The organism is Treponema succinifaciens DSM 2489 (assembly GCF_000195275.1).
Taxonomy (GTDB): Bacteria; Spirochaetota; Spirochaetia; order Treponematales; family Treponemataceae; genus Treponema_D; species Treponema_D succinifaciens.
This window is the reverse complement of the sequence record NC_015385.1, coordinates 2476574-2500209: the sequence shown is the minus strand read 5'-3', so window position 1 is coordinate 2500209 and position 23636 is coordinate 2476574. Positions and strand designations below refer to the sequence as shown.

At 41.4% G+C, this 23636-nt stretch carries 19 protein-coding genes; 13 read left to right on the top strand and 6 right to left on the bottom strand.

Translation table 11 applies throughout. From position 1 onward, the window contains the following. Positions 1 to 14 precede the first annotated feature (14 nt). Positions 15 to 1370, top strand: coding sequence for an ArsB/NhaD family transporter (locus tag TRESU_RS11915; protein WP_013702455.1), 1356 nt, complete (start codon positions 15 to 17; stop codon positions 1368 to 1370). Positions 1371 to 1373: 3 nt separating this feature from the next. Here TRESU_RS11915 and TRESU_RS11910 read toward each other — a convergent pair whose 3' ends face one another. The 3 genes from TRESU_RS11910 to TRESU_RS11900 all read right to left on the bottom strand — a co-directional run bounded on the left by TRESU_RS11910 (position 1374) and on the right by TRESU_RS11900 (position 4413). Continuing rightward, positions 1374 to 1775, bottom strand: coding sequence for a hypothetical protein (locus TRESU_RS11910; RefSeq protein WP_013702454.1), 402 nt, complete (start codon positions 1773 to 1775; stop codon positions 1374 to 1376). A gap of 96 nt (positions 1776 to 1871) precedes the next feature. Further along, positions 1872 to 3185 (bottom strand): type 2 periplasmic-binding domain-containing protein, encoded by a 1314-nt coding sequence (locus TRESU_RS11905; RefSeq protein ID WP_148228288.1) that lies wholly within the window; start codon positions 3183 to 3185, stop codon positions 1872 to 1874. Continuing rightward, positions 3121 to 4413 carry an aminotransferase class I/II-fold pyridoxal phosphate-dependent enzyme gene (locus tag TRESU_RS11900; protein ID WP_013702452.1) on the bottom strand — a complete coding sequence of 431 codons (1293 nt, stop codon included), beginning with the start codon at positions 4411 to 4413 and terminating at the stop codon, positions 3121 to 3123. Before TRESU_RS11900 ends, TRESU_RS11905 begins: the two co-directional genes overlap by 65 nt. 181 nt (positions 4414 to 4594) lie before the next feature. Here TRESU_RS11900 and eno point away from each other — a divergent pair, with 181 nt between their 5' ends. The 5 genes from eno (at position 4595) to trhA (ending at position 11226) form a co-directional block, all read left to right on the top strand. Next, positions 4595 to 5884 carry a phosphopyruvate hydratase gene (gene eno, locus TRESU_RS11895; RefSeq protein ID WP_013702451.1) on the top strand — a complete coding sequence of 430 codons (1290 nt, stop codon included), beginning with the start codon at positions 4595 to 4597 and terminating at the stop codon, positions 5882 to 5884. A 342-nt stretch (positions 5885 to 6226) separates the two neighbouring features. Next, positions 6227 to 7288 (top strand): multiple monosaccharide ABC transporter substrate-binding protein, encoded by a 1062-nt coding sequence (gene chvE, locus TRESU_RS11890; RefSeq protein ID WP_013702450.1) that lies wholly within the window; start codon positions 6227 to 6229, stop codon positions 7286 to 7288. An 85-nt stretch (positions 7289 to 7373) separates the two neighbouring features. Further along, entirely contained in the window at positions 7374 to 8906 is a 1533-nt protein-coding gene (gene mmsA, locus TRESU_RS11885; protein WP_013702449.1) for a multiple monosaccharide ABC transporter ATP-binding protein, read from the top strand. A gap of 24 nt (positions 8907 to 8930) precedes the next feature. Continuing rightward, entirely contained in the window at positions 8931 to 10181 is a 1251-nt protein-coding gene (gene mmsB, locus TRESU_RS11880; RefSeq protein WP_013702448.1) for a multiple monosaccharide ABC transporter permease, read from the top strand. 187 nt (positions 10182 to 10368) lie between these two features. Further along, positions 10369 to 11226, top strand: coding sequence for a PAQR family membrane homeostasis protein TrhA (trhA, locus tag TRESU_RS11875; RefSeq protein ID WP_013702447.1), 858 nt, complete (start codon positions 10369 to 10371; stop codon positions 11224 to 11226). A gap of 57 nt (positions 11227 to 11283) precedes the next feature. On the opposite strand, the gene TRESU_RS11870 is transcribed toward trhA, so the two are convergent. After that, positions 11284 to 11496: a SlyX family protein gene (locus TRESU_RS11870; protein WP_013702446.1), complete on the bottom strand. Its 213-nt coding sequence runs from the start codon at positions 11494 to 11496 to the stop codon at positions 11284 to 11286. A 5-nt stretch (positions 11497 to 11501) separates the two neighbouring features. Further along, entirely contained in the window at positions 11502 to 13034 is a 1533-nt protein-coding gene (locus tag TRESU_RS11865) for an MBL fold metallo-hydrolase RNA specificity domain-containing protein (RefSeq protein ID WP_013702445.1), read from the bottom strand. A 417-nt stretch (positions 13035 to 13451) separates the two neighbouring features. Between TRESU_RS11865 and TRESU_RS11860 the strand changes: the two genes are divergently transcribed. Then, positions 13452 to 14804, top strand: a complete 1353-nt coding sequence (locus TRESU_RS11860; protein WP_013702444.1) for a porin family protein — start codon at positions 13452 to 13454, stop codon at positions 14802 to 14804. Between the two features lie 465 nt (positions 14805 to 15269). After that, on the top strand, positions 15270 to 16544 hold the full coding sequence (locus tag TRESU_RS11855) for an ATP-binding protein (protein ID WP_013702443.1): 1275 nt from the start codon (positions 15270 to 15272) through the stop codon (positions 16542 to 16544). A gap of 281 nt (positions 16545 to 16825) precedes the next feature. On the opposite strand, the gene TRESU_RS11850 is transcribed toward TRESU_RS11855, so the two are convergent. Next, positions 16826 to 18013, bottom strand: a complete 1188-nt coding sequence (locus TRESU_RS11850) for a porin (protein WP_013702442.1) — start codon at positions 18011 to 18013, stop codon at positions 16826 to 16828. Positions 18014 to 18128: 115 nt separating this feature from the next. Between TRESU_RS11850 and TRESU_RS11845 the strand changes: the two genes are divergently transcribed. From TRESU_RS11845 to TRESU_RS11820, 5 genes are all read left to right on the top strand, one after another. After that, on the top strand, positions 18129 to 18377 hold the full coding sequence (locus TRESU_RS11845; protein WP_013702441.1) for a hypothetical protein: 249 nt from the start codon (positions 18129 to 18131) through the stop codon (positions 18375 to 18377). Then, positions 18364 to 18723, top strand: a complete 360-nt coding sequence (locus TRESU_RS11840) for a type II toxin-antitoxin system HicB family antitoxin (protein WP_013702440.1) — start codon at positions 18364 to 18366, stop codon at positions 18721 to 18723. Before TRESU_RS11845 ends, TRESU_RS11840 begins: the two co-directional genes overlap by 14 nt. A gap of 219 nt (positions 18724 to 18942) precedes the next feature. Beyond that, positions 18943 to 20184: an IS110 family RNA-guided transposase gene (locus TRESU_RS11830; protein WP_013702439.1), complete on the top strand. Its 1242-nt coding sequence runs from the start codon at positions 18943 to 18945 to the stop codon at positions 20182 to 20184. A gap of 329 nt (positions 20185 to 20513) precedes the next feature. After that, positions 20514 to 21581: a DUF2804 domain-containing protein gene (locus TRESU_RS11825; protein ID WP_013702438.1), complete on the top strand. Its 1068-nt coding sequence runs from the start codon at positions 20514 to 20516 to the stop codon at positions 21579 to 21581. Positions 21582 to 21607: 26 nt separating this feature from the next. After that, positions 21608 to 23620 (top strand): hypothetical protein, encoded by a 2013-nt coding sequence (locus tag TRESU_RS11820; protein ID WP_013702437.1) that lies wholly within the window; start codon positions 21608 to 21610, stop codon positions 23618 to 23620. Positions 23621 to 23636: the final 16 nt, after the last annotated feature.

Genomic DNA, 23636 nt, shown 5'->3' with positions numbered 1-23636 from the left:
AGTTTGGAGAAAATATGTTTAGCATGAAAACTTTGGTTGCGCTTATTGCAGTTTTGATGTATGCGCTTGTGATTTTATTTCAGAATAAAAAAGTTTTGTTTACAACTGGAGCGGCAGTTCTTGTTGTTATTATTGCGACTTTTTTTCCGGGGCAGATTTTCCCGCTTCCGCAGGATGTGGTTGCGCTTGAAGGCTGGTTTCCGCAGAGAATATACGCGCTTTATCATTCTTTATTTGAAATCATAAACTGGAACGTTATTATGATTTACCTTGGCAGCATGATTATTGCCTCTCTTTTTATTTATTCAAAAGTTCCAGTAAAAATCGCTGACAAAATTGTGAACAGAAGCCGGAACACTTGCATTGCGATGGTTGCGATTCTTGCGATGACGGGAATAATTTCAATTTTTGTTGAAAATGTTGCTACGGTTCTTGTTATGGCTCCGATTGGACTTGCGCTTTGCTCAAAGCTGAAAACGAATCCTACATTTTTTATGATGGGACTTGCCGTTATGAGCAATCTTGAAGGAACTGCGACTTTGGTTGGAGATCCGCCTTCAATGATTTTTGCAAGCTATGCTGGATACAGTTTCAACGACTTCTTCTTTTATTCGGATAAACCTTCTATTTTCTTTATAATTCAGGCTGGAATGGTTGCCGGATGCGTTTTCTTTTATTTTTTCTTTGCGAAAAATAGAAAAAACAAAGTTCTGGTTGAAAGCGAAAAAGTCATTTCCTGGGTTCCTTTTGTTTGCCTTTTGCTTATGATTTTTGGGCTTGCCGGAGTTTCGTTTGTAAATACCAGGTTTGAGTATTTGAGCGGAACTTTAGTATTGTCGATTGGAATTTTGAGTTTGCTTTGGTTCAAGTTGTTTCAGAAAAAAACAAATGCCGAAACTGCAAAAGTTGTAAAGGAGCTTGACTGGGAAACAATTTTTTTCCTGCTTGGAATTTTTGTTGTAATCGGCGCAATAAAAGAAACCGGGCTTTTGAATGACCTTGCCGATTTGCTTGTGAATGTCACTGGTGGTTCCAAAGTTGCGGGATTTTTTGTAATCCTTTTTATTTCTGTTATTGTAAGCGGATTTGTTGACAATGTTCCTTATATAATCGCGATGCTTCCTGTTGCTGGCGGAATGGCGGCTCAAATTGGAATAAATTCGGAGCTTTTTATGTTTGCGCTTTTGGTCGGAAGCTGCCTTGGCGGAAACCTTACTCCTTTTGGTGCTAGCGCGAATATTGTTGCAATGGGAATTTTAAAGAAAGAAAATTATCCTATGAAATTTTCCGGCTGGCTTAAAATCGGTGTTCCGTTCACGCTTATTACAACAGCCGCTGCATCTGCTTTGCTATGGTTTATCTGGGCGTAATTTTTACGCAGAAACAGAAACAACTGCGCCTGCTTCTGGCATAAGACCTGCAAGTCCATAAGCTGCCTGTCCTTGTGCGCTGCTGGCGGCAATTGCAGTTTTTATTTGCTGCTGGTAGCTTTTTATAAGCTCGTCTTTTTGTTCTTCGGAAAGTCCAGTGGCTTCTTCTTCTGAAAGGGCTGGCTTTTGCTTCATGGAAACAAGCTGGGAAATCAGTGTGTTTAAAATGCGCAGTCGGTTTATTGGAACTCCGCGCTGGCCATGCTCTGTTGCGGTTCCATGCACGTAGTCAAATTGAGAATATATGACTGCGCTAGGCTTTACTGGAACACAGAGCGAGCCTGAAGAAGTAGAGAAAAGAGTTCTGTAAGATGCCGCGTTTAGGCTGATTCCATTTGAATACATAAGTCTACCCTCAGTTTAGTGCAAGCAATTTTCTTTGCACTATCTTATGTATCGGAATTTAAAATAAAAAGTTTAGCTGGCTTTTGCTTTAAGATATTAGTAGAACTGCTTTGTCCATTCCGCGATTCTTTCTTCAAGCGACTGAACTGCGCCTGAATTTTCAGTTTTTGTGTTGTCTTTTAAATACGGAATTATTACATTTGATTTTAAGCTGTTCCATCTATATGGAAGAATATTCGGCAATGTTATAAATTGTTCCGGCGGCATATTTCCTAAAAGATGCCTGTAGAATGCTGGATAAAATTTTTCGTTTACTTCGCGCAAGGTAGAAAATCCGCCTGCAATTCCAAAGTTTTCAGTGTCCAGCTTCATTTTTTCCGTACGTTCAATTAAAAGCTGCTGAGTTTCGGTTTTCATAAACCATGAAATAAATTCTTCGGCTTGCGCTGAATGCTCGGATTTTTTGTAAAGCCCGATTGTCAGAATATTGTCTTCAACAGGAATTTTATTGTCCTGTTCAATCCATCTAAAAGAAAGGTCTGTAATCTGCGCATCTGTGAGCGTAAAAAGCTTATCGCTGGTTGTATACGAAAAAAGGCATCGTGTTGTGGCAACCTGCTTGTAGCCCGGCATATAAAGATAGCGGAACTGAAAGTTTTGCTCTGCGGAAGTGCTGGAATTACGCGCGATTGTCCATTGTCGCATTTCGGAAATTGAAGTTTCCATCGCTTTTTCGTTCCATATAAAACTTGTTCCTTTTTCATGGTAGGCGGCTCCGTAAAGTTTTGTTACAAGATACATAAAATCTGTGTCCCAAGAAGGCGCGTATCCCATCGCTGTGTATGTGCCGTTTTTATTTTTTTTGTTGAATGCTGTTGAAAAAGTTCTTATCTGCTCAAGATTTAAAAAATGCTCTGATTCTACAAAGCCTTCATTTTTTTTGCTGAAAATCATTGCGGGCAAATTAAAGCTTATGGGAATAAGATATTGCTTATCGTTTATTTGTCCGTATTCAAGAAGCTGTTTGTAAAACAAAGTGCGGTTAAGGCTTTTTTCTTGAAAAAGATAATCTAACGGCTGAAAATATTTTCGTGTTGCGGAATTCTTGAGCCAGGAGCCTACAACCAAGTCTGGAGTAAGCTCGTCTTTTGCAGGTGGAAGTGAGCGCGCGGCTTCATCTTTGTAGACTGCAAATGCGCTTATGTCTTCGTGTGTGGCGTTAAAAAGCTCAACGTAAGAAACAATTTCCGCATTGTCTGTCCAGATAATCAATGGCTTGCTTCCCGAATTTTTACAGGAGGCAAGCAAAAGAGAAATCAGCGCGGCTATAACTGCAAGAAATTTTTTATTTTCCAAGTTCATCCGCAATGTCGTAAATCGCCTGATAAACAATGTTGATTTTTTCTTCATCAAGGCTTGAGAATGCAACTCTTAAAGTTTTTACGTCTATGGAAATTGTTCCGATTCCGCGGTCGTTCAAAAGTTTCTGTCTTAATTTTTCTGCATCAATGCTCATTGTGTCAAATGACATAAAGTAGCCTGAATTGAATGGCAGCGGCTTTATAAATTTGCTTTCGTGTGTGGAAACAAAGTCACGCACAAGTTTATAACGGCGCTCAAGAATTTTGCGGAATTCAGCTTTTTCTTCTTCAAGTTTTCCATCTGATGCGGCTTTTAAAATCAGCGACTGAGACGGAGTTGCCGCGCATGAAACTGACGAGCGGATTGCAGCCATGAGCTTTTTTACAAGAGCTTCGTATTGCGCGTCAGAAAGTCCTTTGCAGCCAAAAGTTATAAATCCAGTTCTGAATCCCCAGGCAAAATCTTCTTTTGTAGGTCCGTCAATTTTTGCGGCAAGAACATTTTCGTGCAGGTCGCAAAGATATGCAAAGAGCGACTGTTTTTCAATGTTGTCTTCGTAGTTCAGTCCGAAATATGCGTCATCGCACCAAACCATTACTTTTGCGCCTTTTTCTGCAATTTCCTTTACAATTGAAACAAGCTGCTTTGCTTCGCCTGAAGTAGGGCTGTATCCTGAAGGGTTCTGTGGAAAATTCAAAAGAATGCGGACAGAGCCGGATTCAGCCTGTTTTTGCATCGTTTCTTTCAATCCTTCAATGTTGAATTTTCCGTCCTTGAACATTTTAAATTGAACGAATTTTGCGTTACGTCTCGCTTCAGCTATAAGAACATAATTGTCCCAAGACGGATCTGCTGCGACAAGCGGTTTTGTTTCGTCAAGGAAAAGGTCAGCAAGATAAGAAATTCCCGCTGTAAGTCCCGGAACAACAACCGGCAATGAAAATTTTTTGTCTTTTAAAAGCGGATTCTTGCGGATAATTGATTCTTTCCACATTGCACGCAAATCCGGATTTCCTGCTGTCGGCGCATATCCTACAAGTTCTGAAGAAGTTAAGTCCGGCACATATTTTTTTATAGAAGGAAGCATAATCGGTTTGCCTTCAACAACAGTTGTTCCGATTGTTCCGTTCGCAGTTTTTCCAAGTTTTTTGGCTTCTGCGCTTTGTGCGATTATTCCCTTTGGAAAGTAAAGTCTTGTTCCAACATCAGAAAGCAGCTCGCCTGGCGTTGTGCCTTTGAGCGCGTCATTTAATTCTTGTGCTAATGGATTTATCATGATTGCAAATTATAGCTTTTTTGCCTGTTTGTTTCAATAATTTTGAGAACAAGATAATTGTCCACCGTTGAAAATAAATTTTCTGAAAAAATTTTGGTTTTAACTTGAAAAATTCACTGGATTTTATTATATTTAAATTAATTAGCATTAGCTAACTATTTTTTTATCCCAGGAGGAAATTATGGGCGGTTGTAAAATTCAGAAAATTGTCGGACGTGAAATTCTTGATTCTCGCGGAAATCCTACGGTAGAAGTTGACGTTATTTTGGAAAGCGGCGCGTTTGGCAGAGCATCAGTTCCTTCTGGAGCCTCTACTGGTGAAAACGAAGCACTTGAGCTGCGCGATGGAGACAAAAAACGCTACTTGGGAAAAGGAGTTCTCAAGGCAGTTGAAAATGTTAACAAAGTAATTGCTCCTGTTCTTATTGGAATGTGCGGACTCGAGCAGCGTGCGATTGACAAAAAAATGATTGAGCTTGACGGAACAAAAACAAAGTCTAAGCTTGGCGCAAATGCAATTCTTGGAGTTTCACTTGCAGTGGCAAAAGCTGCCGCAGCTTATCTTGGTATTCCTCTTTACCGCTACATTGGCGGAACAAACACTTACACATTGCCAGTTCCAATGATGAACATTATAAATGCCGGTCAGCATTCAGACGCTCCTATTGCATTCCAAGAATTTATGATTCGCCCGGTTGGAGCTTCTTCATTTAAGGAAGGAATCCGCATGGGAACAGAAGTTTTCCATAGCTTGAAGGCTGTTTTAAAGGCGCGCGGACTTTCAACTGCTGTAGGCGATGAAGGCGGTTTTGCTCCTAAGCTTGACGGAACAGAAGATGCTCTTGATACAATCGTAAAGGCGATAAAAGAAGCAGGATACGAGCCTGGAAAAGATGTGAAAATCGCAATGGACTGCGCTTCCTCTGAATTCTATGAGAATGGAATTTACGATTATACTTGGAAAGAAGGCGCGGACGGAAAAAAACTTACTTCCGCACAGCAGGCAGATTATCTTGCAGACCTTATTTCAAAATACCCGATTGATTCAATTGAAGACGGAATGGCGGAAAGCGACTGGGAAGGCTGGAAACTTCTTACTGACAAAATCGGCTCAAAATGCCAGCTAGTTGGCGATGACCTTTTTGTTACAAATGTTGAATATCTTAAGAAAGGAATCGAGCTTGGATGCGCAAATTCAATTCTTATAAAAGTAAACCAGATTGGCTCTCTTACAGAAACACTTGATGCGATTGAAATGGCTCACCGCCACGGATATACAAGCGTAACTTCTCACCGTTCCGGCGAAACAGAAGATTCAACAATTGCCGACATTGCGGTTGCAACAAATTCAGGACAGATTAAAACAGGTTCTGCATCTCGTTCAGACCGCATGGCAAAGTACAATCAGCTTTTGCGCATAGAAGAAGAGCTTGGAGACTTGGCTGTTTACGGCTATAAGAGAGTGAAATAGCTGTTTTTAATTTTTATACAATAGGGTTCAACCTCGGGACCTTTGTAGAATATGCTCCGGGAAAAGGAATGTAAGCCTCCTTGCCCGGAGTTTTTTTTCGGGGAATATTTTACGTTCTTGCCGTTCTGTATTTTTCTTACAACAAAAAAATCCTAATGTTCTTCTTTCGTTTTTTATAGATTTATTCAAAAAATCACATAAATTAACAAAATAATCAAGAAAATTGGGAATTCAGAAAACGTTTCATATTGTATACTTTAATCAATCTAGAACGTAACGGAACATTTTTGGAGTTCTGTTAACTAAAAAAATAAGATATGCATTTTTAAGGAGGTTTATCTTATGAAAAAAATTATCGCTGTTCTTTTGGCTTGCGCGCTCGTGCTTCCATGTTTCGCAGCAAAAAAGAAAGGAACAAAAGTAGGTGTTTCTATGCCTACAAAAGACTTGCAGAGATGGAACCAGGACGGAGCAAACATGAAGGCTCAGCTGGAAAAAGCAGGATATGTTGTTGACTTGCAGTATGCTAACAACGACATTGCAACTCAGGTTTCCCAGATTGAAAACATGATTACTGGAAAATGCAACGTTCTTGTTGTTGCTTCTATTGATGGTTCAGCTCTTAAAAACGCGCTTGACGGTGCAAAGAAAAAGAGAATTCCGGTTATTGCTTATGACCGCTTGATTATGAACACAAATTCAGTTTCTTACTATGCAACATTCGACAACTACAAAGTAGGAACAATTCAGGGTGAATATCTTGTTGACAAGCTGAATCTTAAGAACCGCACAAAATCTGACCCTGCTTACATTGAATTCTTCACAGGATCTCCAGATGACAACAACATCAACTTCTTCTTCGGCGGAGCAATGGACACACTCAAGCCTTACCTTGACAGCGGAGTTCTTGTTTGCCGTTCAGGACAGACTTCAAAAGCACAGTGTGCAACTTTGAACTGGTCTACAGAAGAAGGTCAGAAACGCATGGAAAACCTTATCACTTCAAACGGATACGGTCCACGCGGAACAAAACTTGACGCTGTCTATTCTTCAAACGACTCTGTTGCAATGGGAATTACAAATGCTCTTGTTGCAGCTGGCTACACAAAGGCAAACTTCCCAATCGTTACTGGACAGGACTGCGACATTGGTTCTGTAAAGAACATGCTCAAGGGAACACAGGCAATGTCTGTTTTCAAAGACACACGCACTTTGGCAGAAAAAGTTGTAGGAATGGTTGACGCTCTTCTTCAGGGAACAAAACCAGAAATCAACGACACAAAGACTTATGACAATGGAAAAGGAATCGTTCCTTCATACCTTTGTGATCCAGTTTATGCTGATGTTTCAAACTACAAGGCTCTCCTTGTTGATTCTGGATTATTACACAGAAGCTCAGCTTAAATAGTAAAAACTAAAATGGTCAAGGCGGGGTCAAAAGCCCCGTCTTTTTTAGAAGTTTATAATCGGCTTAAAATAGGAGATTCCAATGGCAAAGGCATTATTGGAAATGCGGAATATTACAAAAGAGTTTCCTGGCGTCAAAGCTCTGAACAACGTTACGCTTTCTGTGGAAGAAGGCGAGATTCATGCTCTCTGCGGCGAAAACGGAGCTGGAAAGTCTACTCTTATGAATGTTTTAAGCGGCATTTACGGATACGGCTCTTATTCCGGCGATATTATCTATGACGGCAAACTCTGCAAATTCCAGACAATAAAAGACAGTGAATCGCTGGGCATTGTAATTATTCATCAGGAGCTGGCTCTTGTTCCTCTTCTGACGATTGCGGAAAATATGTTCCTTGGAAATGAGCGCGGCTCAAAATTCAAGGTTGACTGGGCAGAAACATTCGATAAGGCTGATTCCCTTCTTGCGGAAGTTGGTCTTAAAGAATCATCACATACACTTATAAAGGACATTGGCGTTGGCAAGCAGCAGCTTGTAGAAATTGCCAAGGCGCTTGGAAAAAAAGTTCGGCTTTTGATTTTGGACGAGCCAACCGCCTCCTTGAATGAAAATGAATCCAAGCATCTTTTGGATTTGCTCCTTGAATTTAAAAAACAGGGAATGACTTCAATTATTATTTCCCACAAGCTGAATGAAATTTCTTATGTTGCTGACAAAATTACAGTTATCCGAGATGGCGCTGTAATAAAAACGCTCGACAAGAGCAAAGACGATTTTTCAGAGAATACAATTATTGCGGCGATGGTTGGCCGTGATATTACAGATAGATTTCCTAAGCGCGCTTCAAAAGTCGGAGATGTCTGCTTTGAAGTCAAGAACTGGTGCGTTGACCATCCTGTTTTCGACGGAATCAAGGTTTGCGACAACGTGAATTTCAATTTGCGTAAAGGCGAAGTTCTTGGAATTTCGGGGCTTATGGGAGCCGGCCGCACAGAACTTGCAATGAGCATTTTTGGACATTCCTATGGCGCGAATATTTCCGGACAGATTTTTCTTAACGGAAAAGAAATTGAGCTTCCGAATGTAAAGTCAGCAATCAGCCACAAGATTGCCTATGTTACAGAAGACCGCAAAGGCAACGGGCTTATTCTTTCACAAACAATCACGCAGAACACAGTTTCAGCAAGGCCGGAAAAAGTTTCTAAGCACGGAATCTACAACTTTGACGAATGCAGGCGCGTTGCCCAGGATTCATCAAAAGAAATGAGGACAAAATGCGCAACTGTAGACGAAGCTGTAGGAAATCTTTCAGGCGGGAACATGCAGAAAGTTCTTCTTGGAAAATGGCTTTTTGCGGATCCGGATATTCTGATTCTTGACGAGCCGACACGCGGAATTGATGTTGGCGCAAAGTACGAGATTTACTGCATTATAAACCGCATGGTTGCAGAAGGAAAATCTGTAATTCTGATTTCTTCTGAGATGCCGGAAGTGCTTGGAATGAGCGACCGTATTTATGTTATGAATGAAGGCCGCATGATTGCAGAAATGAATGCGAAGGATGCAAGTCAGGAAAAAATCATGTCATGCATCATCAGCTCGGAAAATAAATAGCCAAAATTTATTAGGAGTGTAAATATGGCAGTTAATACAAACAGCTTAAAGAAAATGCTTAAGGGTAACACGATGATTTTTATTCTTCTGGCAGTCATGCTGTTTTTTCAGGCTTTGATTGTTGGATTCGGAAAAGGATCGCTTTTTGCACCGGAAAATATTACAAACCTTATAAACCAGAACGCCTGGGTTGTAATTCTTGCAACTGGTATGCTTCTGTGTATTCTTACCGGCGGAAACATTGACCTTTCTGTTGGCTCTGTAATTTGTCTTGTTGGCGCGGTCGCAGGAATTTTAATTGTAAATCTTGGCTGGCCGGTTATTCCTTCGATTATTGTATGCCTTATTGTCGGAACAGCAATCGGTGCATGGCACGGATTTTTTATTGCTTATGTTCACATTCCGCCGTTTATTTGTACATTGTCCGGAATGCTTTTGTGGCGCGGAGTTGCCTTGATCCTTCTTGGCGGAATGACAATTTCTCCGTTCCCTTCAACATTCATGAATATCTTCAACAGCTATCTTCCAGACCTTGCGCTTGAGCAGGCTACAGACGAGCTTTTTGAAGCTTCAGAAGATGCCTATTATGCTCTTGTTGACAAGAATGCGCAGATTACTTTGATTGTAACTTTGATTATTGCCGTTATCTGCTGCTTTGTTACTGTGGCATCAGCACTTTGTAGCCGCGCGTCAAAAAAGAGAAAGGGATATTCTGTGTCTTCTGCCGGCTCGTTTATGGGAAAGCAGGTTGTTTTGTGCGCTGTTATTATGCTTGTTGGCTGGCTACTTGCTCAGGACAAAGGACTTCCGCTTATCCTTGTAATTCTTGCAGTGATTGTCGGAATCTATTCTTACTATACACAAAATACAGTTCCAGGCCGCTATCTTTATGCAATCGGCGGAAATGAAAAAGCTGCCCGTCTTTCCGGCGTAAACACAGACAACGTTATGTTTTTTGCTTACACAAACATGGGATTCATTGCAGCTGTTGCAGGACTTGTCTGCGCCGCGCGATTGAACTCTGCAGCTCCTACAGTTGGAACAAGCTATGAAATGGATGCGATTGCATCATGCTTTATTGGAGGTGCTTCTGCTTACGGCGGAACAGGAACTGTAGGCGGTGCTGTAATCGGCGCTGTATTTATGGGAATCCTGAATAATGGTATGTCGATTCTTGGTGTTGATGCTAACTGGCAGCGCGCGGTAAAAGGCCTTGTTCTTTTGCTTGCTGTAATCTTTGATGTTGTTTCAAAGAAAAGAAGCAGCTCAAAATAGAAGTTAATTCTTACTCATTTTTTCCTCCTTTCATTTTGCCCGGTGTCTAAAAAGATGCCGGGTGTTTTTTTTGTATTGATGTTTATGTATTTAAAAAAGCCTTGGAATGTTGTATAATAAAAACATAGGATTTCCTCAAACGAACTTAAGTTTTTAGAGGTTTCAATTAATTTTAAAGAGGTTTGTCATGGGCGATATTACCCGCAGAATCACAAGAAAATCATTAAAGGCAAAAAGAAAAGCGGCTATAAAAACTATAAAGGCGCAGGCAAAAGAAAAAATTCATCAGATAAAAGTCGACTATTCTATGGATGCTGAAAAGAAAAAGGAAAAGGCAGCAGAGCGTGAGCATAAACGTGAGCTTAGAGCGCAAAAAGCAAACGCCCGCTTGTCTTACAATGCGCGCCAGCCGCGTCCGTTCACACTTGGCGAAGATGTGTTAAGTTCAATTGCAAACGGAATCGGAGCAGGTCTTAGTGTTTCGGCGATTGTTCTTCTGGTTATCCGCGCGTATTTTTATGCTCCAGCGGCACAGAAAAGCACTTATATTTCAACATTCGCAGTGTTCGGCTCAAGTCTTTTTGTTCTTCATCTTATGGCGACTCTTTACCATGCGATTTCACCTTCAAAGGCGAAAAAAGTATTTTCTATTTTTAACCATTGCGCAATTTATCTCTTTATAGGCGGAATTTTTACACCTTTGATGCTTGCAAGAATGTCTGGACCTGCCACAACCGCCTGTGCTGTTCTGTGGGGAATTCTTGTATTTCTTTTGGTTTTGTATGCGGTGTTCGGCGCAAGGCTTCATTCATTTTCTGTTTTTACATACATAGTTTTTGCGGCGATTATTATAGGGCTTGCTGCTTCTGGGACTATCGCATTGAATTTTTCAAGCAAAGTATTTTTGTTTGCAGGAGCAGCCGCTTATGGAATAAGCCTTGCATTCTTTATGATGCGGAATTTCAAATGGACTCACAGCATTTTCCATATATTTGCGATTGGAGCTGCGGTTCTGGTTTTCTTTGGAATTTATAACCTTATATAAAATTGTCTGTCACATTAAAACAAGAATCCCCGGCTGTTTTTGCAACCGGGGAATTTTTTAATAATGCGGCGGCTTTCTGTTTGGAATGTCGCCTTCAAGGATGTCAGAAACTTCATGCAGTTTCTGAGATAAAAGCTTGTTTTCAGTCCTGAGCCGCTCAATTGTTTCTGTGTGCTCAACAGAAACTGCCTGAAGCTGGTTTACAAAGTCTTCCATATAGGCAAGCTTTGTTTCAAGGCTGATTATTTTTTCTTCAACTTCTTTTTCCATTTGAATTATTCCAAATTGTATGTTTCGCCGTATTTTACAATTTCAACATTCGGAAATCCATTTTCTGCAAGGTAGCCTTTAAGATATGCCTGCGCATCTTTTTCGCCATGCACAAGGAAAATCTTTTTAAGTCTGCTTGTGTCTATGAGCTTAAGCCATTCGGTACTTTCCTTGTAGTCAGCGTGCGCACTGAATGAATCGATTTGCTTTACCTGCGCATTCACTTTGTACCAGTCACCAAGAATTTTCACTTCCTTTTCGCCTTCAAGAATTCTGCGTCCCAATGTATGCTCGGACATATAGCCTACAATTAGAATTATGTTGTTTGGATTTGAAATGTTGTTCGCCAAGTGGTAAAGAATGCGTCCGGCTTCGCACATTCCGTCTGCGCTTAAAATTATCATCGGGCCGCTTTTTTTGTTAAGCTCCTTGGACTCATCGACGCTTGTAATGAACTGCAGCGAATTAAAGCCGAACGGATTTTTGTGGTGCGCAAGGAACGCTTCCTGGGTTGCGGCATCGTAGCACTCCTGATGAAGCTGATAGATTCCGGTTGCGTTCACCGCCATAGGACTGTCCATGTAAATAGGAATCTGCGGAATTCTTTTTTGGTCAACTAAAAGATGAAGGTAATAGACAATTTCCTGCGCGCGCTCGATTGCAAATGTCGGAATGATTATTTTTCCTTTTGAGTCGATTGCCTGGCGTACAACTTTTTCCAGCTCATACATTGTGCTTGAGGTTTCCGCATGAAGCCTGTTTCCGTAAGTGCTTTCCATAAAGATATAGTCAGGAGCAGGCATGTTTGTTGCCGGATCTTTTATGATTGGCTTGTTCCGTCTTCCCAAGTCTCCTGTGTAAAGAAGTCTAAGCTCGTCTGCTCCGTCCGTGTTTTGAGATGGTTCATTTTTTGAAGGAAGTCTTGTGCCGAACAGTTTGTGCCAAATTTTTTGCTTTGTATTGCTTTCTGTGTTTACCTTTGTTACTTTTTGATTTTTTCTTTGCCCGGTAATTGTAAAGTAGGCGAGTGAGCTTCCAAGAATGTGTCCTGCATCAAAAAATTCAAGCTGAACATCTGGGGCAATGTACATTTTGCGGTTGTAGCCCAGCGTAACAATCTGGTTTGCCGCCTTTACGCAGTCCGCTTCGTTATATAGAGGTTTCCAAGTGAAAGCCTCGCCTTTCTTTTTTGCCTGCTTTGCAAGAAATTCAGCGTCCCTTGCTTGAATGCGAGCACTGTCCATCATAACGATGTTCGCAAGATCTCTTGTTGCTGGTGTTGCGTAAATTGTTCCGTCGTATCCGTTTTTCATAAGAACTGGAAGAAGTCCGCAGTGGTCATAATGCGCATGGGTCAAAACAACGCTTTCAACTTTATCCGCCGGAAAACTGAATTCCCTGTTTTTTTTGTCTGATTCCGCTCTCCGTCCCTGAAAAGCTCCGCAGTCTATCATTATGCTGCGCCCGTCAATTTCAAGTATATGCCGGCTTCCTGTAACTTCTTCTGCCGCTCCAAGTGAATATGCTGTAACTGCCATAAAAGCCTCCTGATGTAATGCTAAAAATCTGCCTATATTTAATTATAAACCCGATTTGCGATTTTCTCAATTTTTTTCTTTTACACTGAAAGTCTTGCTTTCTTACCCTTGCAAAGAAATGCGGAACAGGAAAAACGGCAGTGTTCCATGGCAGAAAAGCCAGCCTTTCTTAGTCCGCGGCTAATGCTATATTCAGTTAAAAATTAACTTAAAATTGTTTTGTTTTTAACTTAAAAATATTTTAAAATTAAGTTGATTTCGTTTTGATTTTAACTTAAAAACATTTTGAAATTAACTTAATTTCGTTTTCTTTTTAAGTTGATTTCATTATTAAATCAAATTGATTTTTCCATATCTCTCTATATTCTCCTTTGCTCCGAAAGGCTCCCCAAGATTTAAACATAAGGAGGCTAAGAGATGAAAAAGACTCTTATCGCGGTCGCAGCGGCTGCCGCACTTACAGCAACTTCTGCTTTCGCAGAAATCACATTCGGAGCATGGCTTCGCAGCATCACAGGCGTAGCGTCTAACGGCGAGGACATTGTTACAGGAACTTCAAACTCTTGGGGTGGAATTAGACCTTCAAGAGTAAACGTTGCAGGCACATCAGAAGACGGAAACGCTGGATTCAAGCTTGATATTTACTTCAATGCTACAAAAGCACAGACTGTTAATGCAGACGGAACTTTTGGTGGATCAACACAGGTTCTTGAAGTTGGCGACAACGCATACATTTGGGTAAAACCTGCCAGCTCTGTTCAGCTTGCTCTTGGTAAGTTTGATGGAGGAGAAACAGGACTCCGCGGCGACTTCTGCTACGGCTCATGGAACTGGCTCAGACCGGGCAACTGGATTGCAGAGGACGAAGGTCTTACTTTCAACGGAAGCCACACAAACGGTCTTATGGCAAAAATCACTCCTGTTGATGGTCTTGTAGCAGTAATCCAGCTTCCTGTATACAATGCTAAGTGGGGTGGAAACAATGCTGAATATGTTGCTAAAACAGCGACAGAAGATGCAAAAAATACTATCGAAGATACATTCAAGAACGGTATGTATGCAGCTGCTTATACAATTGAAGGTCTTGGTACTCTCAAGGCTGGTTATTTCGGAAGCTATGCTGAGCATAAAAAAGGCGAAACCACAAAAGAATATTTGCTTGCTAACAAATATAAGGATGAAACTTGGTCTCTTGATTCTAGTTCATCAGAGGAACCTGAATGGAAATACAACTCAAAAACTTACACAGAAGACAGCGAGCAGATTGGAACAGTAAACGTTGCATTTGACTTCAACGCAGTTGAGAATCTCTATGTAACAGTAGGTGCTTTCTTCGGTATTGCAGATAAAGAATATAATGCGTGGAACGAAAAGATGAAGTTCACAGCTGGTGCTTCTTACCAGGTTTCTGACGCTATGAAATTCTCTGTTTCTGGTGGCTATGTCAAGTATCAGGACAAATGCACAGGAAAAGACGGAAAAGATGACAGCGCATTCGGAATCGGAGCTGGTGTAGACTACGTAATCATGGACGGACTCAACGCAGCTGCAGACCTCCGCTACAAGAGCAATGCAGGTGGAGATAGCGACGGTGCAATCAGCTTCCTTGTTGGAGTTACAAAGAACGTATCTAGCAACGGCTACATCGGAGTTGGATTCCAGGGTGCAACAAACGGAAACGGACTTACAGGAATCGCTGGTGCTAACAAGAACGGCAAGAACGATGACTTCGTATGGGCAGTTCCTGTAGCATTGAACATTTGGTTATAGTCGATAAAACGAAGCTGGCTTCATTTTACCTCTGACAGTTTTGCTAGCAAAACTGTCGGGCAACAGCGCGTAGCGCGAATGCTGGCTAGTTTGCAAGGCAAACTCGGTCAATCTGCTAGTTTGCCTTGCAAGCTAGCGGTGGTACTGACCAAAGCATAGGCCTCCCGGAAGGGAGGTTTTTTTGTGTTTAAATGGCTAGTTTCCGGCCACGGAATAGAAAATCTGGACTATAAAAATCTGGCAGAAGATTTAATCGAAAATGAATTATCTGATTTGTTCAGTCCCAAAATAAATAGATTGTTTCAGCAACTACGGTTTCCTAACAGCAATTTTTTCTGGAATTAGTCTGTAGAGTTCGTAGAGCCATTTATCCTTTTATTGTTGACAGGAAAAGAAAATTTCCCTATTCTTATTGAGAACTTACGACGTAAATGCTGTAAATTCTCAGTGCAGGATAGCTTTCAAATGATAAAGCGGGATTTATATTTAAGAAAATTATTGGATTATATGTGGGACGGCCAGATAAAGGTAATCACAGGAATCCGCCGGGCTGGAAAATCCACACTTCTTTTCGACCTTTTTTATGACCATCTCCTCAAAAACGGAACTTCCCAAAACAACGTTATTACATTGCAGCTCGACAAGCGTAAATACGCAAAATACAGAAATCCTATAGTCCTTGCTGATTTTGTGGAAAACACAGTTTCTGCAGGCAGGGAGAAATTCTATCTTTTTATTGATGAAATCCAGTTCTGCTATTCAGTTCCGGATCCGGACAATGACGGCTTTGAAATCACAGTATACGACATGCTGAACGAGCTTAAAGATTATAAGAACCTTGACGTTTATGTTACCGGAAGCAATTCAAAAATGCTTTCCAAGGATATTTCTACGGAATTCCGCGCCCGTTCCTCGCAGATTCATGTTTTTCCATTGAGTTTTGCAGAATATAATGAGGCGGTTGGAGGCGACAAGCGAGACAACTTTGACCGTTATATGATTTACGGCGGACTTCCTTATCTTCTGCATTTAAAGACCGAAGAGCAGTTCAAGGACTATCTTTCAAATCTTTTTGACGAGGTCTACATAAAGGATATTGTAGAGCGGAATAAAATTGAGCGCCCGGATTTGCTGAACGACATTCTGAATTTGCTCAGCACGTTTATCAGCTCTTTGACAAATCCGCTGAATATTACGAACAGCATAAAAAGCGTAAAGAATGAAAAATTCAGCTCGAACACGGTAAGCGATTACATCGGGTATTGCAAGGATGATTTTCTTATAAGCGAGGCAAAGCGTTACGATGTGAGAGGAAAGCATTATTTTGATTACCCGAACAAATATTATTTTACGGATATTGGTCTGCGGAATGCACGGCTGGGATTCAGGCAGATTGATTCCGGGCACATTATGGAAAACATAATCTACAACGAACTGCTTACGCGCGGATATTCTGTTGATATTGGAGTTGTTGTTGATAGAAGAAAAGGCGCAAACGCACAAAAAGAAATCGATTTTGTCGTGAACAAAGGCGATAGACGGGTGTATATTCAGTCCGCATGGCAGATGGGCACAACTGAAAAAATTGCGGCGGAACTTGATTCTCTAAAACTTGCCAAGGACTTTTTTGCAAAGATAATCATACAGAATGACATTCCGTCTCATTTTTCGGATGACGACGGAATAATCCACTGCAATCTGATAGAATTCTTGCTGCACCCGGAATTGATTCCGTTATGAAATTGCTTATATTACTTGCTTATGCCGCTCAATAAAATAAATTTCTTCTTTGCTCAAGAAAAGCTATGTTGTGTTCCTGTGCTTGGATGATTTTTTGGAGCGTAGTCATCCAGTGTATACTTATTGAAAAAAAAACCTCCCTTCCGGGAGGTCTATGCTTTGGTCAGTACCACCGCTAGCTTGCAAGGCAAACTCGCCAGCATTCGCGCTACGCGCTGTTGCCCGACAGTTTTGCTAGCAAAACTGTCAGAGGTAAAACGAAGCCAGCTTCGTTTTATCGACTAGAACCAAACGCTTACAGATACTGGGATTGCCCATACGAAGTCATCAGCTTCGTTAGCAACAAGACCTTTTCCGCCTGACTGAACAAATCCGCATCCGTTTGTTGCGCCCTGGAAACCGATTCCTAGAGAACCGTTGCTAGAAACAGACTTGTTAACTCCAACGAGGAAGCTGATTGCGCCGTCATCGCCTTCTTTTCCGTATCCAATGTTCTTGTAGCGAACATCAGCAGCAAGATTAAGACCGTCCATGATTGTATAGTCTACACCAGCACCAACAAAGAACTCATTGTCTTTTTTATCACCGTCTTTTCCAACAGTTTTGTCCTGATACTGCTTGTAACCGCCGTCTACAGAGAACTTCATGGCGTCAGAAACCTGGTAAGAAGCACCTGCTGTGAACGCCATCTTGAGGTAGTCAGGAGCATAATCCTTGTCTGCGATACCGAATCTTGCGCCAACTGTTACGTAGAGGTTCTCAACAGCATTAAGGTCAAATGCAACACCAATCTGTCCTGTTGTCTTTGTTTCGTCTCTATCGCCTTCTGCATCAGTTGTGTAAGAGTCATCACCAATATACTGTGCCTTGAGCTTACCTACGCCATCAATTGCATATCCAAATCCAATCTGAACATTTCTGTAAGTATCTTCTGCTTTCTTATAGTAAGAATCAGCATTAGCATCTTCCATAGGAATAACAACGAATGCGTGGAGTCCTTCGATTGGATCAGCCTCAATCATCATACCCTTGCGCCAGATTCCGTCGAATGTGAGTCCTTCGCCATCGAATCCCCAGTTATAAGGTCTGAGCCAGTTCCATGAGCCGTAGCAGAAATCGCCGCGGAGTCCGTTGTCCGGAGAGTCGTATTTACCAACAGATATTTTAATCATATCAACTGGTTTTACCCAAAGAACAGCACGATCACCAGCAGATATATCCATCGACATATCATTGAAAACGTTCATTGCAAAACCTGCTTTTCCGTCTTCAGAAACTCCATTGATGTCGATACGGGCTGTACGTGCGCCCCATCCCCATGAGTTTGCTGTTCCAACTACTGTGTCTTCACCGTTTGAAGCAACAGGTGCTGTCAATGTGCGAAGCCATGCTCCAAATGTGATTTCTGCGAAAGCAGAAGTTGCTGTAAGTGCGGCAGCCGCTGCGACCGCGATAAGAGTCTTTTTCATCTCTTAGCCTCCTTATGTTTAAATCTTGGGGTTCCCCGGCAGATTTTTCAAAACCGACCTCAAAGAATTGACACCATTGGCGACACCTTTTATATTGTTTTCAGGGGATTCTTTTATGTCGAAGTGGGAAAAACTTCTAAGCAGAATTAGTTCTTTGCCAAATGGCATGAGGTTTTCAGAACTTAAGAAGATACTTGAAAGTTTTGGTTATACAATGCACTCACCAAAAAGTGGGGAGCAGCCATTTTACATTCAGAAAGCAAGGAAAAAATCCTATTACAATTCCAAATCATTAGCCTATAAAAAAGTATACGTGCAAATGGACAAGAAAGTTGTTGAGGAGGAACAAAATGAAAAGCATTGAAGAATATATGTCGCTTCCATATAAAATGGAAATTGAACCGGATTCAGATGAGGGAGGATTTGTTGTTTCATTTCCTGAACTTCCCGGATGCATTTCATCGGGAGTCGATATTCAAGAAGCTGTATCAAATGCAAAAGATGCGCAGAAAGCATGGTTTGAGGCTGCAATTGAAGACGGAATTTCAATAAACGAACCTTTGCCTGTTGAAAAATATTCAGGTCAATTCAAACTACGATTGCCAAAAAGCCTTCATAAACGTCTTGCAGAAGAATCAAAAAGCGAAGGAATAAGCATGAACCAATACTGTGTATATCTTTTGGCAAAAGGATGTGCATACCAAAATTGAAACAAAAAATATCTTTTATATAGAAGAAAAGCGGCTGTGTTATTGTTTTGCCCGGACGTTTTGGTATATTATAAAACTGTTTGAACTGGATTATCCAGGAAGAATCCTAATCGCCTCCTTGGGACTTGAGCCCGCACATAAGAATAGGACTTTGGCTCGGCTACTTTCGGGCAGGATAGTCCCGTTTCAAACTTCAATCTTTAAACTCAAGGGGCAAATATGTACATAGTTGGAATCGACATCGCAAAAAAATCACATCAGGCGGCAATAATGAAGCCAGACGGAACTCTTGTGGGCAGGTCATTCAGATTTACAAATACAAAGCAAGGATTCGAGTTTCTTATGGACAAGCTTGCGGCGGTAGATTCTAATCTTGAAAACTTTGAATTCGGAATGGAGGCCACAGGACATTACTGGCTTAACTTGTATACTTGGCTTGCAGACAATCACGCAACGGTCCACGTAATAAATCCGCTCCAGTCAGACGCGCTTCGAAATCTTTACATCAGAAAAACAAAGACAGATTCCGTGGACGCAAAAATAATTGCGCAGGTAATCAGAATCGGGCAGTATTCAGAAACAAAGCTTGCGGATGACCGTATGCTCATGATGCGCGACCTGTGCCGACAGAGGTTTTTCCTTGTGGATATGGTTGCAAACTTAAAACGCAAGATAATTGTGATGATGGACAGAATTTTTCCAGAATACCAAGGCTTTTTTTCGGATACATTCGGAAAGTCTTCTACTGCAATTCTCAAGCACTGCACGACTCCGGAAGAAATCACATTGTTCGGAGAAGACAATCTTGCCCAGCTTCTTCAGGTGGCTTCCAACGGAAAGTTCGGACTAAAAAAGGCCCAGGAACTTATAAGCCTTGCCCGCAATTCTTTTGCCGCCCGGCTTTCTTCCAAGACACTTTCGCTTCTTGTAAAGCAGATGATGGACCAGATGGAGCTTCTTCAAAATCAGATTGGAATCCTTGAAAAGCACATATCATCGCATTTTAAGTCGTTCGGAACAAAGATTACGCAGATTCCGGGAATTGGACCAGTTCTTGGGGCTTCTATTCTAAGTGAAATTGGCGACATAAGCCGTTTTGCCAATCCAAAGAAGCTGTGCGCTTATGCTGGAATAGACCCTTCGGTAAAGCAGTCCGGTCAGTTTCTTGGGAACGAAAACCATATGTCCAAGCGCGGTTCCGGCTACCTTAGAAGATGCCTTTGGATGGCTTCATTCGTTTCCGTAAACCACTGCCGTGAAATAACAATTGTTTACAAGTCGCAGGTTTCCAAAGGAAAAACGCATTTTCAGTCGATGGGCTTTGTCTGCCACAAGCTCCTCAATATAATCTACACAGTCTTAAAAAACGACATAGACTACAGCCCGATGCTCTGCATAAACCCCGCCATAACAGCAAGAACTTCCCGCCGCATAGCAAGAGCTGCCCTAAAAGCCAGGTAACATATTGGATTCAATTTTGAGTTTTATGATTTAATGTCATTATCATGCTTGACCCTGCGATGTTTCTGAAAGAAACTCGGTTGATAATCTGTTGGAAAGATTGCCGTGTCAACTACGGCAATGACAGGTATTTATAAAAAAATCAAAAGCAGCAGTAATAAAAACACCAAGCTAGGTTCTTAGGGGTGGCAACCCTAGGCGTTGCAAGGAAAGGAGAGTGGTATACCAGGGCGGTAAAAAACGGCGATACAATCGCTTTGCTTACGAATTAGTTGCTTTTCCTCCATCCATAGACTTTAGCTGCACGTAATGTTAAAATAGTTATATATATGTACACACGAGATTTACAGGAAATTCCTCCGTCATTTGTTCTGAATGGGCGGCCAGTGTTCGGTACATTCAGGGGACATCCTAGGCGTTTTGACATCCGCGGAGTCTACAGACCTTATGGAGTGATTCCGCTTCCGACTTTTATAACAAACCTTCGCATAAAGAGCCGCCTTATATTTTCGTTTAATATCGGGGAATATATCGGACGCATAAGTTTTATAGACGCAAAAATTGCTGGATTTTCAGAAGTTGTATTCTGGAATAAAAATACATCGCAACGTTTTGCCTATCATTCGCTCATGGGACCGAGAAAGAGGCTTATTCCGCATAATCTTGAAGCGGCTTCAACTTCAAACTACAGCAAGCGGCGTTACACAAGAATCAGCTGGAACAGGGAACAGAACAGGCTTTCTGTTATATTCGACTTGAAGGGAGATTCTGTGCGTCCTTCTGCGCGTGGAGCTTTTTCCGCAGTGTTCAACGATTCCCAGTTTGCAGAACTTACTTCTGTGCGTCCAAATCCTACTTTAAGGCGGAGCTATGCAAGCTACAGTTCTGTTCTTCCATTACACGGTTCTCTCACACTTGCTTATAATAGCGGTGAAACTAAAACCATGTCGGAATCTGATGGAGTCTGCTCATTTGACATGACGCGTACCTATATGAAATTTCGTTCTCATGGAAAATCTGTACTTGGATTCGGGGAAATTAATGGAAAGAAAATTGCGTTCAAACTTGCTTCCGAGTCGCATGAAAGCGTGGACACTGACAAATACAACTGCAATGTTCTTTTCTATGATGGAAAACCTACTCCGCTTCCTCCCGTTGTTATTTCGCATTATTCTGGCATGGACAAAAAATGGATTATTCAAGATACTGAAAACATGGTTGACCTTGTTTTTACGCCTGTTTCAATCTGCGTTAACAATGTGAATGCGTTAATTGTGCGCAGCGTGTACCATACAATATACGGCAGCTTTGAAGGAACTTTAATTACTGCCAGTGGTGAAAAAGTTTCATTCAAATCTCTTGCAGGAATTTCCGAAAATTACTTGATACGTCTTTAACTTTTTTCAGTTCTTGAGGAGTATTTATGGAAAATGAGAACCGTCCAAAGCGGACGCTTGAACCCGGCACACTTGATAAAACCCGGAAAAATATCGGACCAATAGATGCAAATGAGGCTCTTTTTATGCAGAAAAAACTTGGCGGGGAAGTTCTCCGCGAAAAATTATCTCCAGCAGACTATTCAAATATGCCGGCAAACAGGAAAAGGCAGGATGTTGTGGTAAAAGCTTCTGGAAGGTCTGCTTCGGATATTTCGTCTCAGAGCGCATCGTTTGGCTCATCGTTTTCTTCGGCAGCTGTGGGCGGAATCAAGGCTTCTACAAAGAAAATCCGCACAGATGAAGATTTGCCTGAAATTTCTGCGCATGACTTAAAGCTCATGGACAAAACAATGATGGCTCCGGGCTGCGATATTAAGCCGGACTTCGGACTGTTCAACTTTTTCTATAGAATGTCAGCCAAGAACCGCGAGCGTGTACAAAAAAAATTCGGCGAATATATTGTGCGCCGCCACGTTGACCACATTCAATCTTTTATCGGCACAATAAAAACTTTTATTCAGATTTCCCCGGATGTATACAAAGCCAAAATTGCCACAGAGACAGACCTCAAGTTTAAGTTTCTTAGAACCGTGGGCAAGTGGACACTCCGCGACATCAAGATTCTGGCAATGGATGTTGAAAATGCTTCGGACTATCTTACCGTTCCTATGCTCATTCCTTTTGTGCGGACGGTCTACAGGCAGCTTCTTACGGTTTACTATATTGGCGAGCAGCAGGTTTCTCTTTTAATAAAAGACATTTACACGGATCTTGCCGAATTTCCGAATGCAGACAAAGCGAAGCTTCAGACGTTGGTAAAACAGGGCGTAACTGAATGGCTTTATGTGCATGACCAGATTATTCATGGAATGTATCCGCTTTTGATGAGAATGTCTTCCGATGAATTTGTTGAGTTCCCGGATTTCTTTAAAGTAAAGATTGTGGAAATTCTTAAGTTCCTTGGAATTTCAAAGTTTGACCTTCTTCTTCCTGAAAAAAAGAATAAAGAAAAAAAACAGGAGGAAGCTCAGGAAAAGAAAAAGCAGGAAGTTCAACATGTTGCAGGCGAAAAAAATGAAATTGTAAATATGGGACTTAAAATTCTTGACCAGCTTTTTCCACAGGCAGGATTTCTTCACTTGGAGCGGCATCCGGACTTGTTCCCGTACTTCAATCCGATTTACAACTTTGAGGATGGATTCAATGTTATTGCTCCGGAAAATCCTCTGCAAGTGACGATTGTTCTTATTTTGATTATCGAGGATTTTCTAAAAGGCTGCCGGAACATAAAGTTCAACATTGAAGCGGACGAAAAACTTGCAGCTTATCCGGATAAGCTAGATTCTGCAATGGAAGACTGGGCTTCTTATTATGAAGATTTATTTGCAAAAAAACTCGGTGATTATTTGCGTTCCTATGTGAATTCAATTTACTCGCAGAAGGAATATGCCCAGAGCAGATTCGGCAAGGAAAACTTGAACAATATTTTGTGGCGCATAAAATTTTATTTTCTTCCAAACTACAAGTTCAATGCTCCGGTTTTGCAGAAGCCCGTGAACGATTCAAAGTACAGACCGCTTGCCGCCCGCACCGACTACATGAGAAGTGTTCTTACAACTCTTGTCCGCAGAATCGATGAGAATTCTGCCGGAAAGAAAACTGTGCTTGGGGTTTTGAATCCATGGGATCGTTACACGTTCGATTTGCCAAATGCGGTTTCAAAAAGAATTGATGTGCTTCTTGGCGCAAAAAGAGATGACGATGTTACTGCCGCCACAAATGCGAATCTTATAAAGTATACGCTTTGTACTGTTTCAGTTTTAGACTGGTGGATAAACAATCCTTCAAGCCCAGCCTATGACGCGAACTGTTCTAATCTTTACCGTATTTCAGAAGAAGATGGCGGTCCTTTGTTTTCTGTTCCAGAGCGTTCAGATCAGAATCAGCTTTTTGCGGAAGGCGTAAAAAAGGCAATTGAAGCAAAACGCAGCAAATAAAAAATAATTAAAAAGA

What these genes read in the sequence shown, in the direction of transcription:
- TRESU_RS11845 (WP_013702441.1), top strand. Translation starts at nt 18,129, where the DNA reads ATGTCGAAGTGGGAAAAACTTCTAAGCAGAATTAGTTCTTTGCCAAAT.
- TRESU_RS11910 (WP_013702454.1), bottom strand. Translation starts at nt 1,775, where the DNA reads ATGTATTCAAATGGAATCAGCCTAAACGCGGCATCTTACAGAACTCTT.
- TRESU_RS11820 (WP_013702437.1), top strand. Translation starts at nt 21,608, where the DNA reads ATGGAAAATGAGAACCGTCCAAAGCGGACGCTTGAACCCGGCACACTT.
- TRESU_RS11860 (WP_013702444.1), top strand. Translation starts at nt 13,452, where the DNA reads ATGAAAAAGACTCTTATCGCGGTCGCAGCGGCTGCCGCACTTACAGCA.
- mmsB (WP_013702448.1), top strand. Translation starts at nt 8,931, where the DNA reads ATGGCAGTTAATACAAACAGCTTAAAGAAAATGCTTAAGGGTAACACG.
- trhA (WP_013702447.1), top strand. Translation starts at nt 10,369, where the DNA reads ATGGGCGATATTACCCGCAGAATCACAAGAAAATCATTAAAGGCAAAA.
- eno (WP_013702451.1), top strand. Translation starts at nt 4,595, where the DNA reads ATGGGCGGTTGTAAAATTCAGAAAATTGTCGGACGTGAAATTCTTGAT.
- TRESU_RS11825 (WP_013702438.1), top strand. Translation starts at nt 20,514, where the DNA reads ATGTACACACGAGATTTACAGGAAATTCCTCCGTCATTTGTTCTGAAT.
- TRESU_RS11905 (WP_148228288.1), bottom strand. Translation starts at nt 3,185, where the DNA reads ATGAAGAAAAAATCAACATTGTTTATCAGGCGATTTACGACATTGCGG.
- TRESU_RS11830 (WP_013702439.1), top strand. Translation starts at nt 18,943, where the DNA reads ATGTACATAGTTGGAATCGACATCGCAAAAAAATCACATCAGGCGGCA.
- mmsA (WP_013702449.1), top strand. Translation starts at nt 7,374, where the DNA reads ATGGCAAAGGCATTATTGGAAATGCGGAATATTACAAAAGAGTTTCCT.
- TRESU_RS11915 (WP_013702455.1), top strand. Translation starts at nt 15, where the DNA reads ATGTTTAGCATGAAAACTTTGGTTGCGCTTATTGCAGTTTTGATGTAT.
- TRESU_RS11865 (WP_013702445.1), bottom strand. Translation starts at nt 13,034, where the DNA reads ATGGCAGTTACAGCATATTCACTTGGAGCGGCAGAAGAAGTTACAGGA.
- chvE (WP_013702450.1), top strand. Translation starts at nt 6,227, where the DNA reads ATGAAAAAAATTATCGCTGTTCTTTTGGCTTGCGCGCTCGTGCTTCCA.
- TRESU_RS11900 (WP_013702452.1), bottom strand. Translation starts at nt 4,413, where the DNA reads ATGATAAATCCATTAGCACAAGAATTAAATGACGCGCTCAAAGGCACA.
- TRESU_RS11870 (WP_013702446.1), bottom strand. Translation starts at nt 11,496, where the DNA reads ATGGAAAAAGAAGTTGAAGAAAAAATAATCAGCCTTGAAACAAAGCTT.
- TRESU_RS11855 (WP_013702443.1), top strand. Translation starts at nt 15,270, where the DNA reads ATGATAAAGCGGGATTTATATTTAAGAAAATTATTGGATTATATGTGG.
- TRESU_RS11840 (WP_013702440.1), top strand. Translation starts at nt 18,364, where the DNA reads ATGAAAAGCATTGAAGAATATATGTCGCTTCCATATAAAATGGAAATT.
- TRESU_RS11850 (WP_013702442.1), bottom strand. Translation starts at nt 18,013, where the DNA reads ATGAAAAAGACTCTTATCGCGGTCGCAGCGGCTGCCGCACTTACAGCA.